Consider the following 16116-nt stretch of genomic DNA (forward strand, 5'->3'; position numbering starts at 1 on the left):
CAAGGAAAAAACGTCTCGTTCATGTGCGAGTGCACCAAGAAAGAAAGAAAAATCGAATGGCTGCCACAATCAAGGATGTTGCAAAACTTGCCGGTGTTTCGGTTGCCACTGTTTCGCGTGCGATTTCCGGCAAAGTTGTGAGCCATGAATTGAAAAGCAAAGTGGAAGAGGCAATCCTTGCCACCGGTTACCGGCCGAACCTTGCCGCCCGCCGTTTGCGGGCGCGAACCGACGACACAATCGGCCTTATCATTGCCGACATCAGAAACCCGTTTTTTACCCGCTTTGCCCGCGCGATCGACGATATTGCCAAAACCCGCAACCAGCATGTGATCTTATGCAATACGGATGAAAATCCGGAGCAGGAAAAGGCCTATCTCGACTTGATGGAGGAAGAAAATGTTGCCGGTATTATTCTTGCCCCTACACTTTTAACAAGCCACAAACACATAACAAGCCGCAAAACGAGACCGGCAAAACTCCAACGCCCGCTTGTTCTTGTCGATCGCAGGCCTGATGAAATGATTTATGATGCCGTGCTTATCGACAATCTTGCTGCCGCCAAAAAACTTGTGCATCACCTTTATGAAAATGGCAGAAAACACATTCTTTGCCTTTACGGAGCTGATAGCCGAACCGGTTTTGAACGGCAAAAAGGCTTTGATGAAGCAATCAAGGCACTTCACCTTGCAGGTGAAAGCGTGGCTGTTAAACACGGAAAAGATAATCTGGCGAAATCTTTAAAAAATGCGCTTGCAAAAAATCCTCAAATTGATGCGCTCATCGTCACCAACGGGGTTCTCGCTTTAAAAGCAGCGGCATTTTTAAACAAAGCCGGTATTGTTGTGCCCGATCAACTGGCTTTGGCAGCCTTTGATGACGAACCGTGGATGGAACTTGTCTTTAACGGTGTCACAACCATTGCCCAGCCGGTTGGCGACATTGCCCGCGAAGCCTATCATTGTTTGATGGAAAGGCTCGAAAACCCGTTAAAACCGGTGCTGCAAACCGTTTTGAAAAGCAAATTGATTGTTCGCGGTTCGACCTTGAAAGCCTGCCCGACCACAATATGAAAGAAATGAAATAAGGCAGGAGCTTTCTTCTTTTGGCACATTTGGCGGTTCGGGAATTTGGTTCACACCATGATGATTCACTTTCGCCCACGCTTTTGATGAAACTTCAAGTGACAGAAATTGAAATGCTTCAATAAAGCCGCGCGACTTTAACGGTTGATATAAAAGTTAGACCGGCGAGTAACGCCGCCGCTTGCAAGAAAGGTTCACGCTTTCTTTTTTGAAACAATCCTGCCCGATGGTCATTGGCGGTTACAAAACATTGGCGCCACGACCACATGATCGCCAACAACGCTTTTGATGAAACTTTATGTGGCAGAAATTGAAATGCTTCAATAAAGCCGCACGGCTTTAACCGGTTGATATAAAAGTTGGACCGGCGAGTAACACCGCCGCTTGCAAGAAAGGTTCAAGCAAAGCAGGCGGCTTGTTATTTGACAGGCGCGATGAAAGCTTGGCGCAATCACCGCAATGCCCCCCCGCAAACAATTATAACCGATAAACGGCTGCTAAAGAATTATTGCGGCAGCCGCTTGATAAGACTGGAGGTATCAAGATTATTGCGGGAGCCGCTTGATAAGGCTTGACGTATCAAGCCGGCCGCCATTTTCTGCCTGAATATCGGCATAAAACTGGTCGATCAAAGCGGTGACGGGTAAAACCGCGCCATTACTGCGCGCTTCATCAAGGCAGATGCCGAGATCTTTTCTCATCCAGTCGACAGCAAAGCCGAAATCGAACTTGCCTTCAACCATGGTGCTGCCGCGGTTCGACATTTGCCATGAACCGGCAGCCCCCTTGGAAATGACATCGAGAACCTCGTTCATATCAAGGCCGGCTTTTTTACCGAAAGCAAGCCCTTCGGCAAGGCCTTGAACAGCACCGGCAAGGCAAATCTGGTTTATCATTTTGCACAATTGCCCGCTGCCGCTTTTTCCAAGCCGCTTTACCGAAATACCATAGGCTTTCATGACATCGGCGGTTTTTTCAAATATGTCCTTCTCACCACCGCACATAATGGTGAGTTTGCCATTCTCGGCACCGGCCTGACCACCCGAAACCGGCGCGTCGATAAAACCGATACCGCATTTTTTGGCTTCACCTTCAAGCTCGCGGGCAACTTTTGCCGAATCCGTCGTGTGGTCGACAAAAACACTTCCCTTTGCCATTGTTTTGAACGCGCCATCCTTGCCGGTTGTGACTTCTCTTATATCATTGTCATTGCCGACACAGGCAAAAACAATATCCTGCCCCTTTGCCGCTTCGGCCGGTGTATCGGCTTTTTTACCGTGAAACTCCTCTACCCATTGTTCAGCCTTTTTGGCCGTGCGGTTATAAACCGTCACATCATGACCGGCTTTTTTCAAATGCCCTGCCATAGGATAGCCCATTACACCCAAACCGATAAAAGCCACTTTTGCCATTTTGCCACTCCCTGTTTTGCTGCTTTCCGTATTGCTGCTTTCCGTATTGCTGCTTTCCGTATTGCTGCTTTCCGTATTGCTGCCCGATTATTTTCGATTAGTCTGCTTTTATGAAAAATATTCATAAGGCCAATGATCCTGATAGAGTTTATCAAACTCGTCTTGAAGAATATAGTTGTTATCAACAGGAAAAAGAATTGAACCCGAAACAACCGGAAATAGAATGGAGGTTTTCTATTTGCGGTTAAATTGTTTCATTCTTGACCGTGATTTTCCGGGGAAGACCGGAATTTTAAGAAGGCCGGATTTTTTAAAAAGACCTAAAATTTTTTAAACAAGACCCGATTTTTTAAACAAGAATTACGTGTTTTAAAACCGGTAAAAAAAGAAAATGACTGTTTGGGCAAGAAAAAAGGAAGAAACCGGATGATTTCAATTCTAAATGAAATACCATCGCTCACGCTTTAAACAACCGGAGAATTAAAAACAATATTAAACACCGGAAATTAAAAAAGCAAAATGAAGCAAAACCGATAGTAAAACAAATATTCAAAAGGAAATTCCCTATATGTTTACATGTGATGCATTTGCCGTTGACGCGGCTGACCAGACCTTCCACCCTTTCACATTCGAGCGGCGTGACCCGCTCGACCATGATGTGGATATTGAAATTCTCTATTGTGGCGTTTGCCATTCCGACCTTCATACCGCACGCAGTGACTGGGCGGGCACAATTTATCCTTGTGTGCCAGGTCATGAAATTGTCGGCAAGGTGCGCCGCGTGGGCAAAAAAGTAACCCGTTTCAAAGAAGGTGACACGGTGGGCGTGGGCTGCATGGTCAATTCCTGCGGAACTTGCGATTGCTGCCGTGCGGGACTTGAACAATATTGCGAAAAGGGCAATACCTTGACTTATAACAGCCCCGACCCTGAAACCGGAAAAGACCGTTATACGTTTGGCGGCTATTCCAAACGCATTGTGGTGAACGACAATTTTGTTCTCGCAGTGCCGGAAAATCTTGATCTTGCAGGAGCAGCACCGCTTCTTTGCGCGGGCATTACCACCTATTCGCCATTGCGCCACTGGAAAGCCGGTAAAGGTATGAAAGTGGGTGTTGCCGGTCTTGGTGGTTTGGGACATATGGCGGTGAAACTTGCCCACGCTATGGGAGCCGATGTGACGATGCTTACCACCTCGCCTTCCAAAGAAGCCGATGCGCGTCGTCTTGGTGCCCATCATGTGGTTTTGACACGCGACAGCGAAAACCTCGCAAAAGCGGCAAAAACGCTTGATTTGATTATCGACACCATTGCGGCCAAGCACAATATCGACGCTTACCTCAACCTTCTTAAAGTCAATGGCACATTGGTGCAGGTTGGTGCACCGGCCGAACCTTTGCCGGTTGGCGTTTTCAACCTCATTACAGCACGTCGTTCACTTGCCGGTTCGGCCATTGGCAGCATTGCCGAAACACAGGAAATGCTGGATTTTTGTGGCAAACACAACATTACCGCCGATATAGAACTTATCAAGGCACAGGAAATCGACAAGGCTTATGAACGCATGCTCAAAAGCGATGTGAAATATCGCTTTGTCATCGACATGGCGTCATTCTGAAAAACGCTTGCGTTCTAAAAATTTAATTCCGGAAAACGGTTTTCAGTCGAGAAAGCGGGGCGAGCAACAAGCCCCGCTGGCAACAAGCCCTGTTGACGCCCGATTTCAGCGAGCGGGCAATGTTCATGTGCTTTCAACCGGCAAAGCCCATGTGCTTTCAACCGGCAAAGCCCATGTGCTTTCAAACAATAAAGTTCATGTGCTTTGAAAATATGTTTGGAAGACTATTTTTGTTGGCAGCGCATTGAAACATTTATTCAAAAACAAAACCGGAATTGATAACGAAACCCCATTTCAAGGAAATGAAACAATGGAAATCAAAAGAAGTGGCAGCCGCCCTTCCGGCAAAGTTCCGGAAGAATTTTTTACCGGTCGGGTGAGACTTGATCCGGCAATCGACCCGCATGAGGGTTCAAACCTTCTTGCCGGTCATGTCACCTTCGAGCCGGGAGCACGCACGCATTGGCACACGCACCCGAAGGGACAGGCTTTGATTATCACCTTCGGGCGCGGGTTTATCGGCCGTGAAGGTGGCGAAGTGAAAGAAGTTTTCGCCGGTGATATTGTCTGGTTTGAACCGAATGAAAAACATTGGCATGGTGCTTCCCCCGATACAGCAATGTCACATTATGCCATACAGGAAACGGTAGATGGCAAAAGTGCCGACTGGATGGAAGAAGTGACCGACAAGCAATATAAGGGACAATGAAAACAAACTAAAATTTCAAAACTCTACATTTCATCAAAACTTTTACTTCATAAAATACGACAAAACCGGCAAGAAACTTGATTGCCCCCCTTTGGGGGCAGATGCTGCGCAAGTTTTCTTGAAAAGTGTGACAAAGTTTCTTGTTTTTTTGGAAACTGTTACAAAGTTTCTTGCCGGAAAGAAAAATTGACATTCTGAAAGCCCCTCGCCCTCAATGCGTGTTGCATCAATTCAAAGTCGTTTTTTTAAAACGCTGGTTTTTTGAACATTCAAAACTTTGAAAAGCCGCTTCATATTTTGCTTTTCCGCCCGCCTGTTTTTCCAAAGCCGATCCGTAACCAATCCAATCAATTGTCATGTTGCAAACTTGCGGCGGGCAAAGCCCCGATTTTTTAACAGACAAGAACGGGAAACAACAGATAATGCCGGATGAAAGAGGCTCGATTTCTTCGGCTCTTTTCACGGATTTTCTTTCAATCCGGCTCTGATTTTTCGCCGTTTTTCGCTAATTTTCTTCATTATTGTTCATAATATTTCAACAAAATAACAGTCATTCTGTTCAATAAATTTCGCGTCTTATCTCGAATAGAACGGCGATTCCCGTTTCGATTCGCAAATATATTTTATTTCACCCATATAAATAAATAGTATAACGATAGTTTAAAAACTTTCCACATGCCTGAAGTTGCATTCAATATATTATAATTTTATTTTTTTTCGCTTCTAAGTGATTATTATTAAATGTTTTTTACAGTATATTTGAACTATTCTAAAACTTGAGTATTGACATTAGGTTTTAATGTCTTTCTAAACTGTTTGTTAATTCTATACTTTTTTATTCAACTTTAAATTCGAGGGATTGTTTATGTCGATCGGACGCAGTGAAGGAGAACATTTTTCAAACGATCAGGAGTTCGTGGCGTGTCAGAATTCGGTGACGGAGAAGAAAATTCTGGATGGCCAAAGGGACATGGCTGCCCAAAGTTTCAGAGCGGAAAACGAAACGGATTGGGGGCAAAAATCCGGCGCGGGTAAAAGCTTCTCGGAGAGAAAAGGTTTCGGTGCGGGTCAAAGCTTCAGTGAGAGAAAAGGTTTCGGCGCAAGCCGGAAAATGTTGGTTGCACTTAGCTGCAGCACAATTTTTTCAATGAGCCTATTTTTTGATGGCACAGCTTTTGCCGAGACAGTCAATGACGAAGTGAAAATCGCCAATAATGGCAAACAGAGCAAGCCTGTCAGTGCACAAAACAAACAGAAAGCTGTTAAAGACAATGCGGCAGAAGAAAACGGCGGGGCGACTGTTGAAGCTTCTTCTTCTGCCTCTCCTGCGGCTTCTTCCGGTAATGCGCCACTTGCCAATGAAGGCACAATGTTACGCCAAGTGGTGGTGAGTGCGACCGGCTTCGAGCAGAATGTGAAAGATGCGCCTGCCAGTATTTCGGTTATTCCGCGGGAGGAAATCGAAAAAGGGTCGTTCCGCGATTTGACCGACGCATTGAAGAATGTTCAGGGCGTTGCCGTGACGGGGACAGCCGCCGAACAGGATATATTCATTCGCGGTCTTCCCGGTGCTTATACGCTTATTCTGGTTGATGGCAAGCGCCAGAGCACGCGTGAAGCACGCACCAATGGCAATTCCGGTTTCGAGCAGAGTTTCATTCCACCGGCGGCGGCAATCGAGCGGATTGAAGTTGTGCGCGGGCCGATGTCTTCGCTTTACGGGTCGGATGCGATGGGTGGTGTTATCAATATCATCACCCGCAAAGTGCCGCATAAATGGACCGGTTCTTTTACCCTTGACGGTACGGCAAACCAGTACAGCAAATTCGGCAATACAGCCCAAGGAAGCTATTATGTTGGCGGCCCTCTGGCGCCCGATGTTGTGGGAATGCAGCTTTGGGGAAGAGGCTTGGGACGCGAGGAAGATGATATTATTTCCGGTTCGCCGAAGAAAAAGGAAATCGACATTACCGGCAAGGTTACTGTAACGCCGAACGAAAACAATGACCTCACCTTTGAGGCCGGTCACACAAGGTTGCGCCGCTATAGTTCGGTGGGGCACAATATCGAAAGAACCGAAAATATCAGCCGCAAACCGGTTGATACCTATAACAAGAATGATCGTGACCATTGGGTTGTCGGCTATACCGGCCGTTACGGCTTTACCACTGCCGATTTTTCCGTGTTGCAGGAAACCGCAAACCGTACCAATTACACATGGGACAGCCCGACCCACGATTATGTTGCCAATTTGCGTTCGCCGGAAATAAGAAACACCGTGGTGGATGGCAAATTTACCACCCCGTTCGACATTTTCGGCCGCCACACATTGGTAACCGGCGGGCAATTCAACCGTGGGGCATTGACCGACCAGAACCCCGGTATGCGCACCGGACTTGATGAAGAATTCACCATCGAGCAATGGGCGGGTTTTGCCGAAGATGAATGGTGGCTGACCGATACATTCTCGCTAACCGGCGGGGTGCGTATGGACCACCACCAGATTTATGGCGAACATTGGAGCCCGCGCGGTTATGCTGTTTGGCATGCGACCGACAATCTTGTTTTCAAAGGCGGTGTTTCAACCGGCTTCAAAGCACCGGAAATTCGTGAAATTGCCCCCGGTTATGCTTATACAACCGGTGGCGGTAACTGTTTTTACGGGCGCAATCCCCCGAAAGGGCGCAACCGCTGCGGTGTGATTATCGGTGCCGACAATCTGGAAGCGGAAAAAAGTACCTCTTATGAATTTTCCACCATTTGGGATAATCTTGATAATCTCGAATTGGGGGCAACCTATTTCTACACCGATTTCAAAGACAAAATCACCAACCGGCAGGTTCTCGATGCCAATGGCAAGCAGGTTGAATGGTCGGTTGACCCGAACTATGTGCTTTATGAAAACCTCAATATCGATGATGCTGTGATGCAGGGGGTGGAGCTTACCGGTTCATGGAAACCGATTGATGTTTTGACCTTCCGTTCCAACTACACCTACACCCATTCGGAACAGAAGAGCGGCGATTATGAGGGGCTGCCTTTGGCAAGAACGCCCAAACACATGGCGAATGTCCGTGCCGAATGGCAAACACCGATTGAAAAGCTCGAAAGTTTTGCTGCCGCAACCTATCACGGCAAGGAAACCAATGCGGGTTTCAGAACCGGTACGGCCGGTAAGGCGGTTTACAAAGATGGTAAAGTTGTTGGCCGTGAATATGACGATTATTTCACCTTCGATATTGGCGGTTCTTACGCTTTTTCCGAAAATGTCAAACTGAATGCCGCAATCTACAACCTGTTTGACAAGCGTGTGGGTGTTGACCAGTTCAATGATGTGGTGGAAGGCCGCCGCCTCTGGTTGAGCATGAACTCGCAATTTTAAGGGTCGGGATGAACTCTTGAAGGACAGAATTAATTTTGAAAGTTCATGGCTGATGAAAAACATCAAAAATATCATGCGCCGGTTTTTTAAAAACCGGCCTTCCCTGTTTCCGGCAAATGCTCTTTTTACAAAGAATGTTTTTGCTTCGGCAAATTCTTTAACTCCGGAAAACGCTCTTTTTCCGGAAAATGTTTTTGTTCGTGAAAAATCTTTGGCTTTGGCAAAACTTGAAAGTTTGGCGGAAGCCGGAAGTTTGGAACGCTGCCTCTCCGGAACGCGCCGGTTTATTTCAAGCCCCCGCTTTGTGTGGGAAAAACAGGGGGTAAATGTTCGGGTAGAAAGAATGGGAATTGTTCCGGCTGAAAAGACGGGAATTGTTACGGCTGAAAGGACGGAAATTGTTACGGCTGAACGGGCAAAAAATGTTCCGGTTGAAAGGACGGGAATTGTTACGGCTGAAAAGGCAGGAGATATTCGGGCAGAACGGGCGGGCGCTTGCGGCTTGCAAGCCTTGCCATTTTCCCGCGTTCCATTTTCGCGCGTTCCATTGTCCGGTTTGTCATTTTCCAGCTTTCCATTGTCCTGCTTGTCATTTTTCCGCTTGAAGATGTCTGCTCTTTTTGTTGCCAGTCTTTTCTTTGGCCTTTCCTGTAGTTTTGCGAATGCGGAAAACGACAATACAGAAAAAATGCGCATTCACACCAAAGATATAGAAGTTTCTTTTGTGGATGGACATATTGCTTTGTTACCACCTGAAGAGGCAAAAATTCCGGCCGCTAACAAACAAGATGAAAAGGAAAACAACACAGAAAGCCTGACAAAAACCGGCGGGGAAAAGTCGGACGAGCTCAAAACAAGCGACGGGTTTAATGGCGCCGACAGTCACGCTTCGGGCGGCGTGGTTCCTGAAAATGCTCATGAAAAAAGTGTTCAAGGGACAAACACCGCACAGGCAACAAATGAAGAAACAAACAAGGCCGGAAAGAGCAGCGAAAACGACGGGATAAGGCACTATCGCCTGTTTATTGCTGTGCCGGAAAAGCAAGCACCAAGAGAGGGCTTTCCGCTTGTTTTACTCCTTGATGGCAACACAACATTCAAGCCCGCAATCGAGGAAGCGCCCGATGCCGTAATTGTGGCGATCGGTTATCCGACAGACGAGAAAAAAGAGATTGTGAAACGCCGTTTTTATGACCTCACCTCTTATGCACCGGCCGATAAAATTCCGCTGCGTGAAGGCATGGAAGCGCCAAAAACCGGCGGTGAAAAAGAATTTCGCAGCATTATTGAAAAAAAGATTTTGCCGGAAATATTGATAGAATTGCCGGTCAATCGCGACAATGTCACGTTCTTTGGTCATTCGCTTGGCGGGCTTTTTGTGATGAAGAGTTTTTTATCGGCGGGCAATCACGGTTTTTCCACCTATTGCGCTGCCGACCCGTCTATCTGGTGGAACGGGCATGAATTTATGGAAAAACTTGCCGCTTATAACAAGCCGGAGGGGTTAAAAACGCGGCTATTGATTGAAACATCGGGAATTAAAACCCATCATAAGAGTGTGACTGAGCCGGATAAAAAGCCGGTTAAGGATTTACATTCCGGCCCGAATGGCAAAGATGTTTCAGAGATTTTGAGAAAGACAAAGGCAGTTGACAACACGTTTTACAGCTTTTCCGATAAAAACCACGGCACAATGCTTGCGCCTGCGATCAAAGATTGTCTGCAATTCGCGTTGAATGCGAAAAATTTCAAACCACAAAGGTCACCCGCAAACTCCCTTCAACCAGTCGAAAAGAAATGAGGTAAAAATGATTAATAGACGCAATACTCTCGCCGCACTGCTCTTTGGTGCACTGGCTTCCGTTCTGTCATTCCAATCACCGGCAAGTGCCGATGTTGTCATCAAACATGCCGCCGGTGAAACCTCTATTCCCGATAGTCCGAAACGTGTTGTGGTGTTCGACCTTGCCACGCTCGACAATATGAATCGGTTAAAAATCGACAATATTGTGGGTGTACCGGAAGGGATAAAGCCGAAATATCTTGAGCAATATAATGATGCAAAATACACCAAGGTCGGAACCTTGTTTGAACCCAATTACGAGACAGTGGCAAGCCTGCGCCCCGATCTTATTATTATTGCCGGCCGTTCGGCTCCGAAATTCAACGATCTTGCAAAGATTGCCCCGACAATCGATTTGTCAGTCAACAATAATCACTATCTTGCCGATGTTGATCGCAATGTGACAATTTTAGGCCAGATTTTTAATAAACAGAAAGAAGCCAAAGACGAAATTGACAGTCTTAACAAAAAGCTTGAAGGGTCAAGGAAGCTTGCGGCTGACAAAGGAACAGGTCTCCTTATTCTGACCACCGGTGGCAAAATTTCAGCTTTCGGCCCCGGCTCGCGTTTCGGCCTGTTGCATTCCGGTTTCGGTGTCAAACCGGCCAATGACAAACTGGAAGTGGGAAATCACGGGCAGATGATTTCACCAGAATTTATTTTGGAAACCAATCCCGACTGGTTGTTTGTGATCGACCGTGATGCAGCCATTGGCCGCGAAGGGGAATCGGCTGCAAAATTGCTCGATAATGCCCTTATCAACAAAACCAAAGCGGCAGAGAACAAGCATATCGTTTATCTCGACCCGCAAAACTGGTATCTTATCGGCGGCGGGCTTTCGGGTCTTCATGAGACAGCCGATCAACTTGATGACGTATTTTCCAAAGCAAAATAAGCATTTAGCCTGTTGTTGACTGAAAAAGTCATGAAACGGGTTGATTGTTTCAAGCTTTAACGCTTAAACATCGGAAGCAGCAGATTGGTCTGCCGGCTTCTGATGTTTTTTAATCGGGTAAAGATTGACGTGCGCTCTCTTATTATTGGCATAACGGTTATTATCGTCCTGTCGATTATCAGTATGTTTCTGGGATTTTCCAGTGTCACCCTCTCCGGCCTTCTTGCCGGTGACGAGCACAGCTTTCTTGTATTTTTTCAAACCCGCGTTCCGCGCACCATTGCACTTATTCTTTCGGGCGCTTCCCTTGCCCTTGCCGGCATGATTATGCAAATGCTGACAAGGAACCGTTTTGTTGAACCTTCGACAGCGAGAACCGTTGAATCGGCCTCGCTCGGTATCCTTGTGGTGATGATATTTGCCCCCGGTCTCGATGTGATTTTGAAAATGCTGGTGGCAGCCCTGTTTGCGCTTTTCGGCTCGCTCATTTTCATGTTTTTATTGCGGCAAATACCGCTTAAATCTGTGCTGATTGTGCCGCTAACGGGTATCATGCTCGGCTATGTGATTGGCGCGCTCACAAATGGCATTGCCGATCAGGAAATGCTGTTGCCATCGCTGCAATCCTACCTTTTTGGCAGTTTTTCCATGGTGGTTGAAGGCAAATATGAACTATTATGGCTGTCGCTGCCGCTTTGCCTTGTTGCCTATCTTGCGGCCGACCGTTTTACCGTTGCCGGTTTCGGCGAGGATTTTTCCAGTAATCTCGGCCTTGATTATAAAAAAGTTATGCTTTTCGGGCTTGTCATTATTTCCATGATAACGGCAACCGTTATCTGCACCGTCGGGCGGATCCCCTTTATCGGCCTTGTCGTGCCCAATATCGTCTCTATTGTCATGGGCGACAATATGCGCCGCACAGCACCTTTTGTCATGATAACCGGTGCGGGACTAGTTTTGACATGCGACATTCTTGGACGGTTGATGAGCAGATCGGCCGAAATACCGGTTGGAACCATTATGGGTGTGCTTGGCAGTGTGCTTTTCATTGCACTTCTCTTGAAATGGAGAAAGCGCCTTGGCTAGAAAAATACCGGAAAATAAAAAGCCCGCTTTAAAAGGCGAGAGGCCACAGACTGACGGAAAAGACGTTGCCGGAACAAATCCGGTGAAGTCCGGCATGTCCACGCCCGACCTTCTTGAAAGAGATCATATCGAAACAGCAATTGGTGAGGATAATTTTACAAAAACAGAAATTATCGAAACGGATACCAGCGCACCGGATAATCAAAGAAATGAGATTGTCGAAGCCGATATTGTCGAAGCGGAAATTGACGAAAAAGATATTGGCGAAGCCGGAATTGGCGAGGCAGGCCTTGACGAAGTAAAAATCCCGAACAAGAAAGCGGACAGGGATTTGGGTAAGGAAGCGGAAAGGGACGCAAGCGGGGAAGCAGGCAAAGAAGCAGGCGGGGAAGCAAACGAGGACGCAGGCAGAGAAGCAAACGGGGACGCAGGCAGAGAAAAAGGCAAGAAAGCAAGCGAGGAAAATGCCGCAGCTTTATCCGGCTTTATCAGCACGGATGAAGCAAATTCTTCCAAAACGGCTATTACCGGCAGTGGTTCCGCAGATTTGAGCTTCAGCAAAACCGGACATTCAAGAAAAATCCGCTCGACACTGCCGCTTCTCATCGGTCTTGGTGTTGTTGCTGCCATTTTTATTGCGCTTTACCTTTCATGGAATATGTCGGTTGTGATCTGGCCGTTCCGTTTGGGTAAACTCGTTTCGCTTATTCTGATTGCCTATACCATTGCTGTTTCAACAGTGCTTTTCCAGACGGTTTCCAACAACCGGATTCTTACCCCCTCGATTATGGGGTTTGACCAGCTTTATATTCTCATCCAGACGGTGGTGGTTTATTTTGTCGGCTCGACCGTTATTTACGGGGTGAGCGACGAAGTGCGCTTTATCGTTGTGGCGCTCATTCTGACACTGTTTTCGACAAGCCTTTTCACATGGCTCTTTTCGGGAACCATCAAGGGGCTGCATATGACGCTTTTGATCGGCGTTGTGTTTGGCGGCCTGTTTTTCAGCTTGCGCATGTTGTTGCAACTGCAACTGAACCCCGATGAAGCGGTCAATCTCACCGATGTGATGTTTGCCAATTTCAACCGCTTCAACACCAATCTGATCGGCATTGCAGTGATTATTGTTGTGATTGTTTCCCTGTTCGGCTGGCGTATGCGCTATCTTTTCGATGTGCTGGCGTTAGGGCGCGATATGGCAATCAATCTCGGTGTCGATTATAAACAGGCTGTCACGCGCATTCTCGTGCTGGTTTCGATTATGGTTGCCGTTTCAACTGCACTTGTGGGGCCGGTCACCTTTTTCGGCCTTCTGGTTGCAAGCCTTGCCTACCAGTTTACGCCGACAGCCAAACATATGAGCGTGTTACCGGTTGCCATTCTGCTTTCGATTATTTTCCTGGTCGGCGGACAATTCATTCTCGAACAGCTTTTCAATATGGCAAGCCGGTTGAGCTTTATTATCGAATTTGTCGGCGGCATTGTGTTTTTGACCCTGCTCATCAAGGGAAAATTGAGATGATTGAAATTAGCCATGTATCCAAAAGCTATGACGACAATAGCATTATCGAGGATTTGTCACTTGAAATCCCTAAAGGTGGAATGGTTTCGATTATCGGCCCCAATGGTGCGGGTAAATCCACCCTTCTAACCATGATAAGCCGCCTGTTGCCGATCACAAAGGGCACAATTACCGTTGACGGAATTGATGTGACAAAGGCCAAAGGCTCCGATTTTGCCAAACGGCTTTCTATTTTGCGACAGGAAAACACTCTCACAGCGCGCATCACCGTGGAAGATCTTGTAAGCTTCGGCCGCTACCCCTATTCACATGGTGTCTTGACAAAAGAAGACAAAACATTTGTCGATAATGCCATAAGCTATCTGGGGCTGGACCCTTATCGCAAACGTTTTCTTGACGAATTGTCGGGCGGGCAGAGACAACGCGCTTTTGTTGCCATGGTGATTTCTCAAAACACCGATTATATCCTGCTTGACGAGCCATTGAACAATCTTGATATGCGCCATGCCGTTTCAATGATGAAGCGGCTTCGCAACGCGGCCGACGAATTGGGCAAAACCATAATTATGGTAATGCATGATCTCAATTTCGCCTCCTGCTATTCCGATCTCATTATTGCTTTGAAAGAAGGAAAACTCGTCTATTCCGGTGCACCCGAAAATATCATGAAAGATGAAATCCTTTCGGCAATTTATGACATCGACATCAAGGTCAAAGATATAGACGGGCAGAAAATCGCTGTTTATTACCGCTAGATCGACTTTTTAAAAAAACTCTGCCACCCGAAAACTTCGGGGGTGTAGAGACAAACTGAAAAGTCGTAAGAAAAGGCTGCTCGAAGAAATCAAAAGCAATGAGCGGGAAAGGTGAGGAAAAAACAAAAACCGTGTAAAAAACCAAAAACCGTGTAAAGACAATAAAACGCGGGAAGAACAATAAGACATAAGAAAATAAGGGCAAAAAGCAATTGCCTGAAAAATGTGTTGGAATGCGTTTCTTCACAAAAATATTCTTATGCATTTGAAGCGCGTTCATGTTTATAGTCATGGGGACGAAGCTTGGCCTGAAAAGACGGCTGACACAAGATTGAAGTCCGCATTGTTAAAGAGACGTTGCAAGTGAATAGAAATGCTGAAGTGACAAAATCCTATAAATTGGCCGCTATTTTTGCGATTTGCCTCGGCGTTATCATGGCTATGATCGACACCGGTATTACCAATACCGCCCTTCCCACAATCGCACAGGAATTCAAAACCAGCGAAGCTTCAACCGTTTGGGCGGTGACGGCCTATCTTCTTTCCATGATTGCAATGACACTGCCCTTCGCAAGCCTTGGCGAGGTGATCGGCTTTCGCATTATCTTCATCGTCGGACTTCTGGTTTTTACCCTCGCTTCGCTTCTTTGCGGGCTATCATGGTCACTTCCAACACTGGTTGGCGCACGCATTTTGCAAGGTATTGGCGCGGCCGGAATATTGAGCACCAACCTTCCCCTTATCCGCTTTACCTTTCCGCCACAGAAACTCGGTGTCGGGCTTGGTATCAATGCCATTTGCATGGGAGTGGGCTTTTCTTTAGGGCCGACACTCGCCTCGCTTATTTTGTGGTTTACCACCTGGCACTGGCTGTTTTTGATGAATGTTCCACTCGGTATTGTGGCACTTGCCATATCCTTCCATTCGCTTCCAAAAACGCCCTTGAGCCACTACCGCTTTGACAATCTTGCCGCCTGTTTTTGCGGCATCGGTTTTGCCGCGCTTATTTTCGGCATTGGTGAATGTGCGCACCGCCAGCCACTTTCCATGATTATTCCGACCTTTGTCATTTCATTTGTTGCAATTGCCGCACTTATCATCCGCCAGAAAAACCACCCTGCCCCGTTTCTGGCGTTCGATCTCTTTTCCTCGCGGATTTTTACCCTTTCCATTCTTGCCGTTCTTTTTGCCTTTATCGCGCAAGGGATTGCTTTTGTGGCGCTTCCCTTCTCGTTCCAGATGCTCATGCATAAAAGCCAGTTTGCCACCGGCTTTCTGATCGCACCGTGGCCTGCTTGCGCGGCACTCACTTCAACCTTTACCGGCAGGCTTTCCGACCATTTTTCACCGGTTCTTCTTGTTGCTATCGGCATGTTTCTATGCGCAAGCGGAATGTTTTCTTTAAGCCTTCTTGGTGAAGGAACGCCGGTTCTTGTGATTGTGATCTGCATGATGGTGTGTGGATGCGGCATGGGCTTTTTCAATGCGCCCAACCAGCGCGTTATTATGCTTTCCGCCCCCGCCGACAGAAGTGGCGCAGCCGGTGGCATTATGGGCATGGCAAGGCTTATCGGCCAATCGGTGGGAAGTACACTTGTTGCATTTTTCCTGATTGTCTCTTCCCATTACGGCTCGCGCTATGCTTTGTGGTGCGGCACAACCTGTTTTTTACTCGCCGTATTGACCGGCGGCTTGAGGCTCACAAGCGGAAAACATAAAAAATCATAAAGTCTGCTTTCTGTTTTTGGCTGTTCTTTTTAGGCTGTTCTTTTTAGACCTTTTTTAGGCGGTTCTTTTTAGGCCGTTCTT

General features: G+C 47.0%; 12 protein-coding genes. 11 read left to right on the forward strand and 1 reads right to left on the reverse strand.

The annotated features are described in order from the left end of the window. Positions 1-56: 56 nt before the first annotated feature. On the forward strand, positions 57-1073 hold the full coding sequence (locus GQS64_RS10320; protein ID WP_198231516.1) for a LacI family DNA-binding transcriptional regulator: 1017 nt from the start codon (positions 57-59) through the stop codon (positions 1071-1073). A 557-nt stretch (positions 1074-1630) separates the two neighbouring features. Here the strand turns inward: GQS64_RS10320 and GQS64_RS10325 are convergent. Next, positions 1631-2497 carry an NAD(P)-dependent oxidoreductase gene (locus GQS64_RS10325; protein ID WP_198231517.1) on the reverse strand — a complete coding sequence of 289 codons (867 nt, stop codon included), beginning with the start codon at positions 2495-2497 and terminating at the stop codon, positions 1631-1633. A 568-nt stretch (positions 2498-3065) separates the two neighbouring features. On the opposite strand from GQS64_RS10325, the gene GQS64_RS10330 reads away from it, so the two are divergent. From GQS64_RS10330 to GQS64_RS10375, 10 genes are all read left to right on the forward strand, one after another. Next, positions 3066-4115 carry an NAD(P)-dependent alcohol dehydrogenase gene (locus tag GQS64_RS10330; protein ID WP_198231518.1) on the forward strand — a complete coding sequence of 350 codons (1050 nt, stop codon included), beginning with the start codon at positions 3066-3068 and terminating at the stop codon, positions 4113-4115. A 7-nt stretch (positions 4116-4122) separates the two neighbouring features. Next, entirely contained in the window at positions 4123-4323 is a 201-nt protein-coding gene (locus GQS64_RS10335; protein WP_198231519.1) for a hypothetical protein, read from the forward strand. A gap of 102 nt (positions 4324-4425) precedes the next feature. Continuing rightward, positions 4426-4824: a cupin domain-containing protein gene (locus tag GQS64_RS10340; protein WP_198231520.1), complete on the forward strand. Its 399-nt coding sequence runs from the start codon at positions 4426-4428 to the stop codon at positions 4822-4824. Between the two features lie 865 nt (positions 4825-5689). After that, positions 5690-8206, forward strand: coding sequence for a TonB-dependent receptor domain-containing protein (locus tag GQS64_RS10345; RefSeq protein ID WP_246798548.1), 2517 nt, complete (start codon positions 5690-5692; stop codon positions 8204-8206). A gap of 52 nt (positions 8207-8258) precedes the next feature. Next, positions 8259-10007, forward strand: a complete 1749-nt coding sequence (locus tag GQS64_RS10350) for an alpha/beta hydrolase (protein ID WP_198231521.1) — start codon at positions 8259-8261, stop codon at positions 10005-10007. 7 nt (positions 10008-10014) lie between these two features. Beyond that, on the forward strand, positions 10015-10944 hold the full coding sequence (locus tag GQS64_RS10355) for a siderophore ABC transporter substrate-binding protein (RefSeq protein ID WP_198231522.1): 930 nt from the start codon (positions 10015-10017) through the stop codon (positions 10942-10944). A gap of 102 nt (positions 10945-11046) precedes the next feature. Next, positions 11047-12030: an ABC transporter permease gene (locus GQS64_RS10360; protein ID WP_210329466.1), complete on the forward strand. Its 984-nt coding sequence runs from the start codon at positions 11047-11049 to the stop codon at positions 12028-12030. Positions 12031-12688: 658 nt separating this feature from the next. Next, a complete protein-coding gene (locus GQS64_RS10365; RefSeq protein ID WP_198231662.1) occupies positions 12689-13552 on the forward strand; it encodes an iron chelate uptake ABC transporter family permease subunit in 864 nt (287 codons plus the stop codon). Continuing rightward, positions 13549-14307 (forward strand): ABC transporter ATP-binding protein, encoded by a 759-nt coding sequence (locus GQS64_RS10370; protein ID WP_077993208.1) that lies wholly within the window; start codon positions 13549-13551, stop codon positions 14305-14307. The genes GQS64_RS10365 and GQS64_RS10370 overlap by 4 nt, the downstream gene beginning before the upstream one ends. A 363-nt stretch (positions 14308-14670) precedes the next feature. Beyond that, on the forward strand, positions 14671-16035 hold the full coding sequence (locus GQS64_RS10375; protein ID WP_198231523.1) for an MFS transporter: 1365 nt from the start codon (positions 14671-14673) through the stop codon (positions 16033-16035). Positions 16036-16116: the final 81 nt, after the last annotated feature.

Source organism: Bartonella sp. P0282, from assembly GCF_048452985.1.
GTDB lineage: Bacteria > Pseudomonadota > Alphaproteobacteria > Rhizobiales > Rhizobiaceae > Bartonella > Bartonella choladocola.

Excerpts from the sequence above, each read along its gene's own strand:
- GQS64_RS10320 (WP_198231516.1), top strand. The coding sequence starts at position 57 with ATGGCTGCCACAATCAAGGATGTTGCAAAACTTGCCGGTGTTTCGGTT.
- GQS64_RS10325 (WP_198231517.1), bottom strand. The coding sequence starts at position 2,497 with ATGGCAAAAGTGGCTTTTATCGGTTTGGGTGTAATGGGCTATCCTATG.
- GQS64_RS10330 (WP_198231518.1), top strand. The coding sequence starts at position 3,066 with ATGTTTACATGTGATGCATTTGCCGTTGACGCGGCTGACCAGACCTTC.
- GQS64_RS10340 (WP_198231520.1), top strand. The coding sequence starts at position 4,426 with ATGGAAATCAAAAGAAGTGGCAGCCGCCCTTCCGGCAAAGTTCCGGAA.
- GQS64_RS10345 (WP_246798548.1), top strand. The coding sequence starts at position 5,690 with ATGTCGATCGGACGCAGTGAAGGAGAACATTTTTCAAACGATCAGGAG.
- GQS64_RS10350 (WP_198231521.1), top strand. The coding sequence starts at position 8,259 with ATGAAAAACATCAAAAATATCATGCGCCGGTTTTTTAAAAACCGGCCT.
- GQS64_RS10355 (WP_198231522.1), top strand. The coding sequence starts at position 10,015 with ATGATTAATAGACGCAATACTCTCGCCGCACTGCTCTTTGGTGCACTG.
- GQS64_RS10360 (WP_210329466.1), top strand. The coding sequence starts at position 11,047 with ATGTTTTTTAATCGGGTAAAGATTGACGTGCGCTCTCTTATTATTGGC.
- GQS64_RS10365 (WP_198231662.1), top strand. The coding sequence starts at position 12,689 with ATGTCGGTTGTGATCTGGCCGTTCCGTTTGGGTAAACTCGTTTCGCTT.
- GQS64_RS10370 (WP_077993208.1), top strand. The coding sequence starts at position 13,549 with ATGATTGAAATTAGCCATGTATCCAAAAGCTATGACGACAATAGCATT.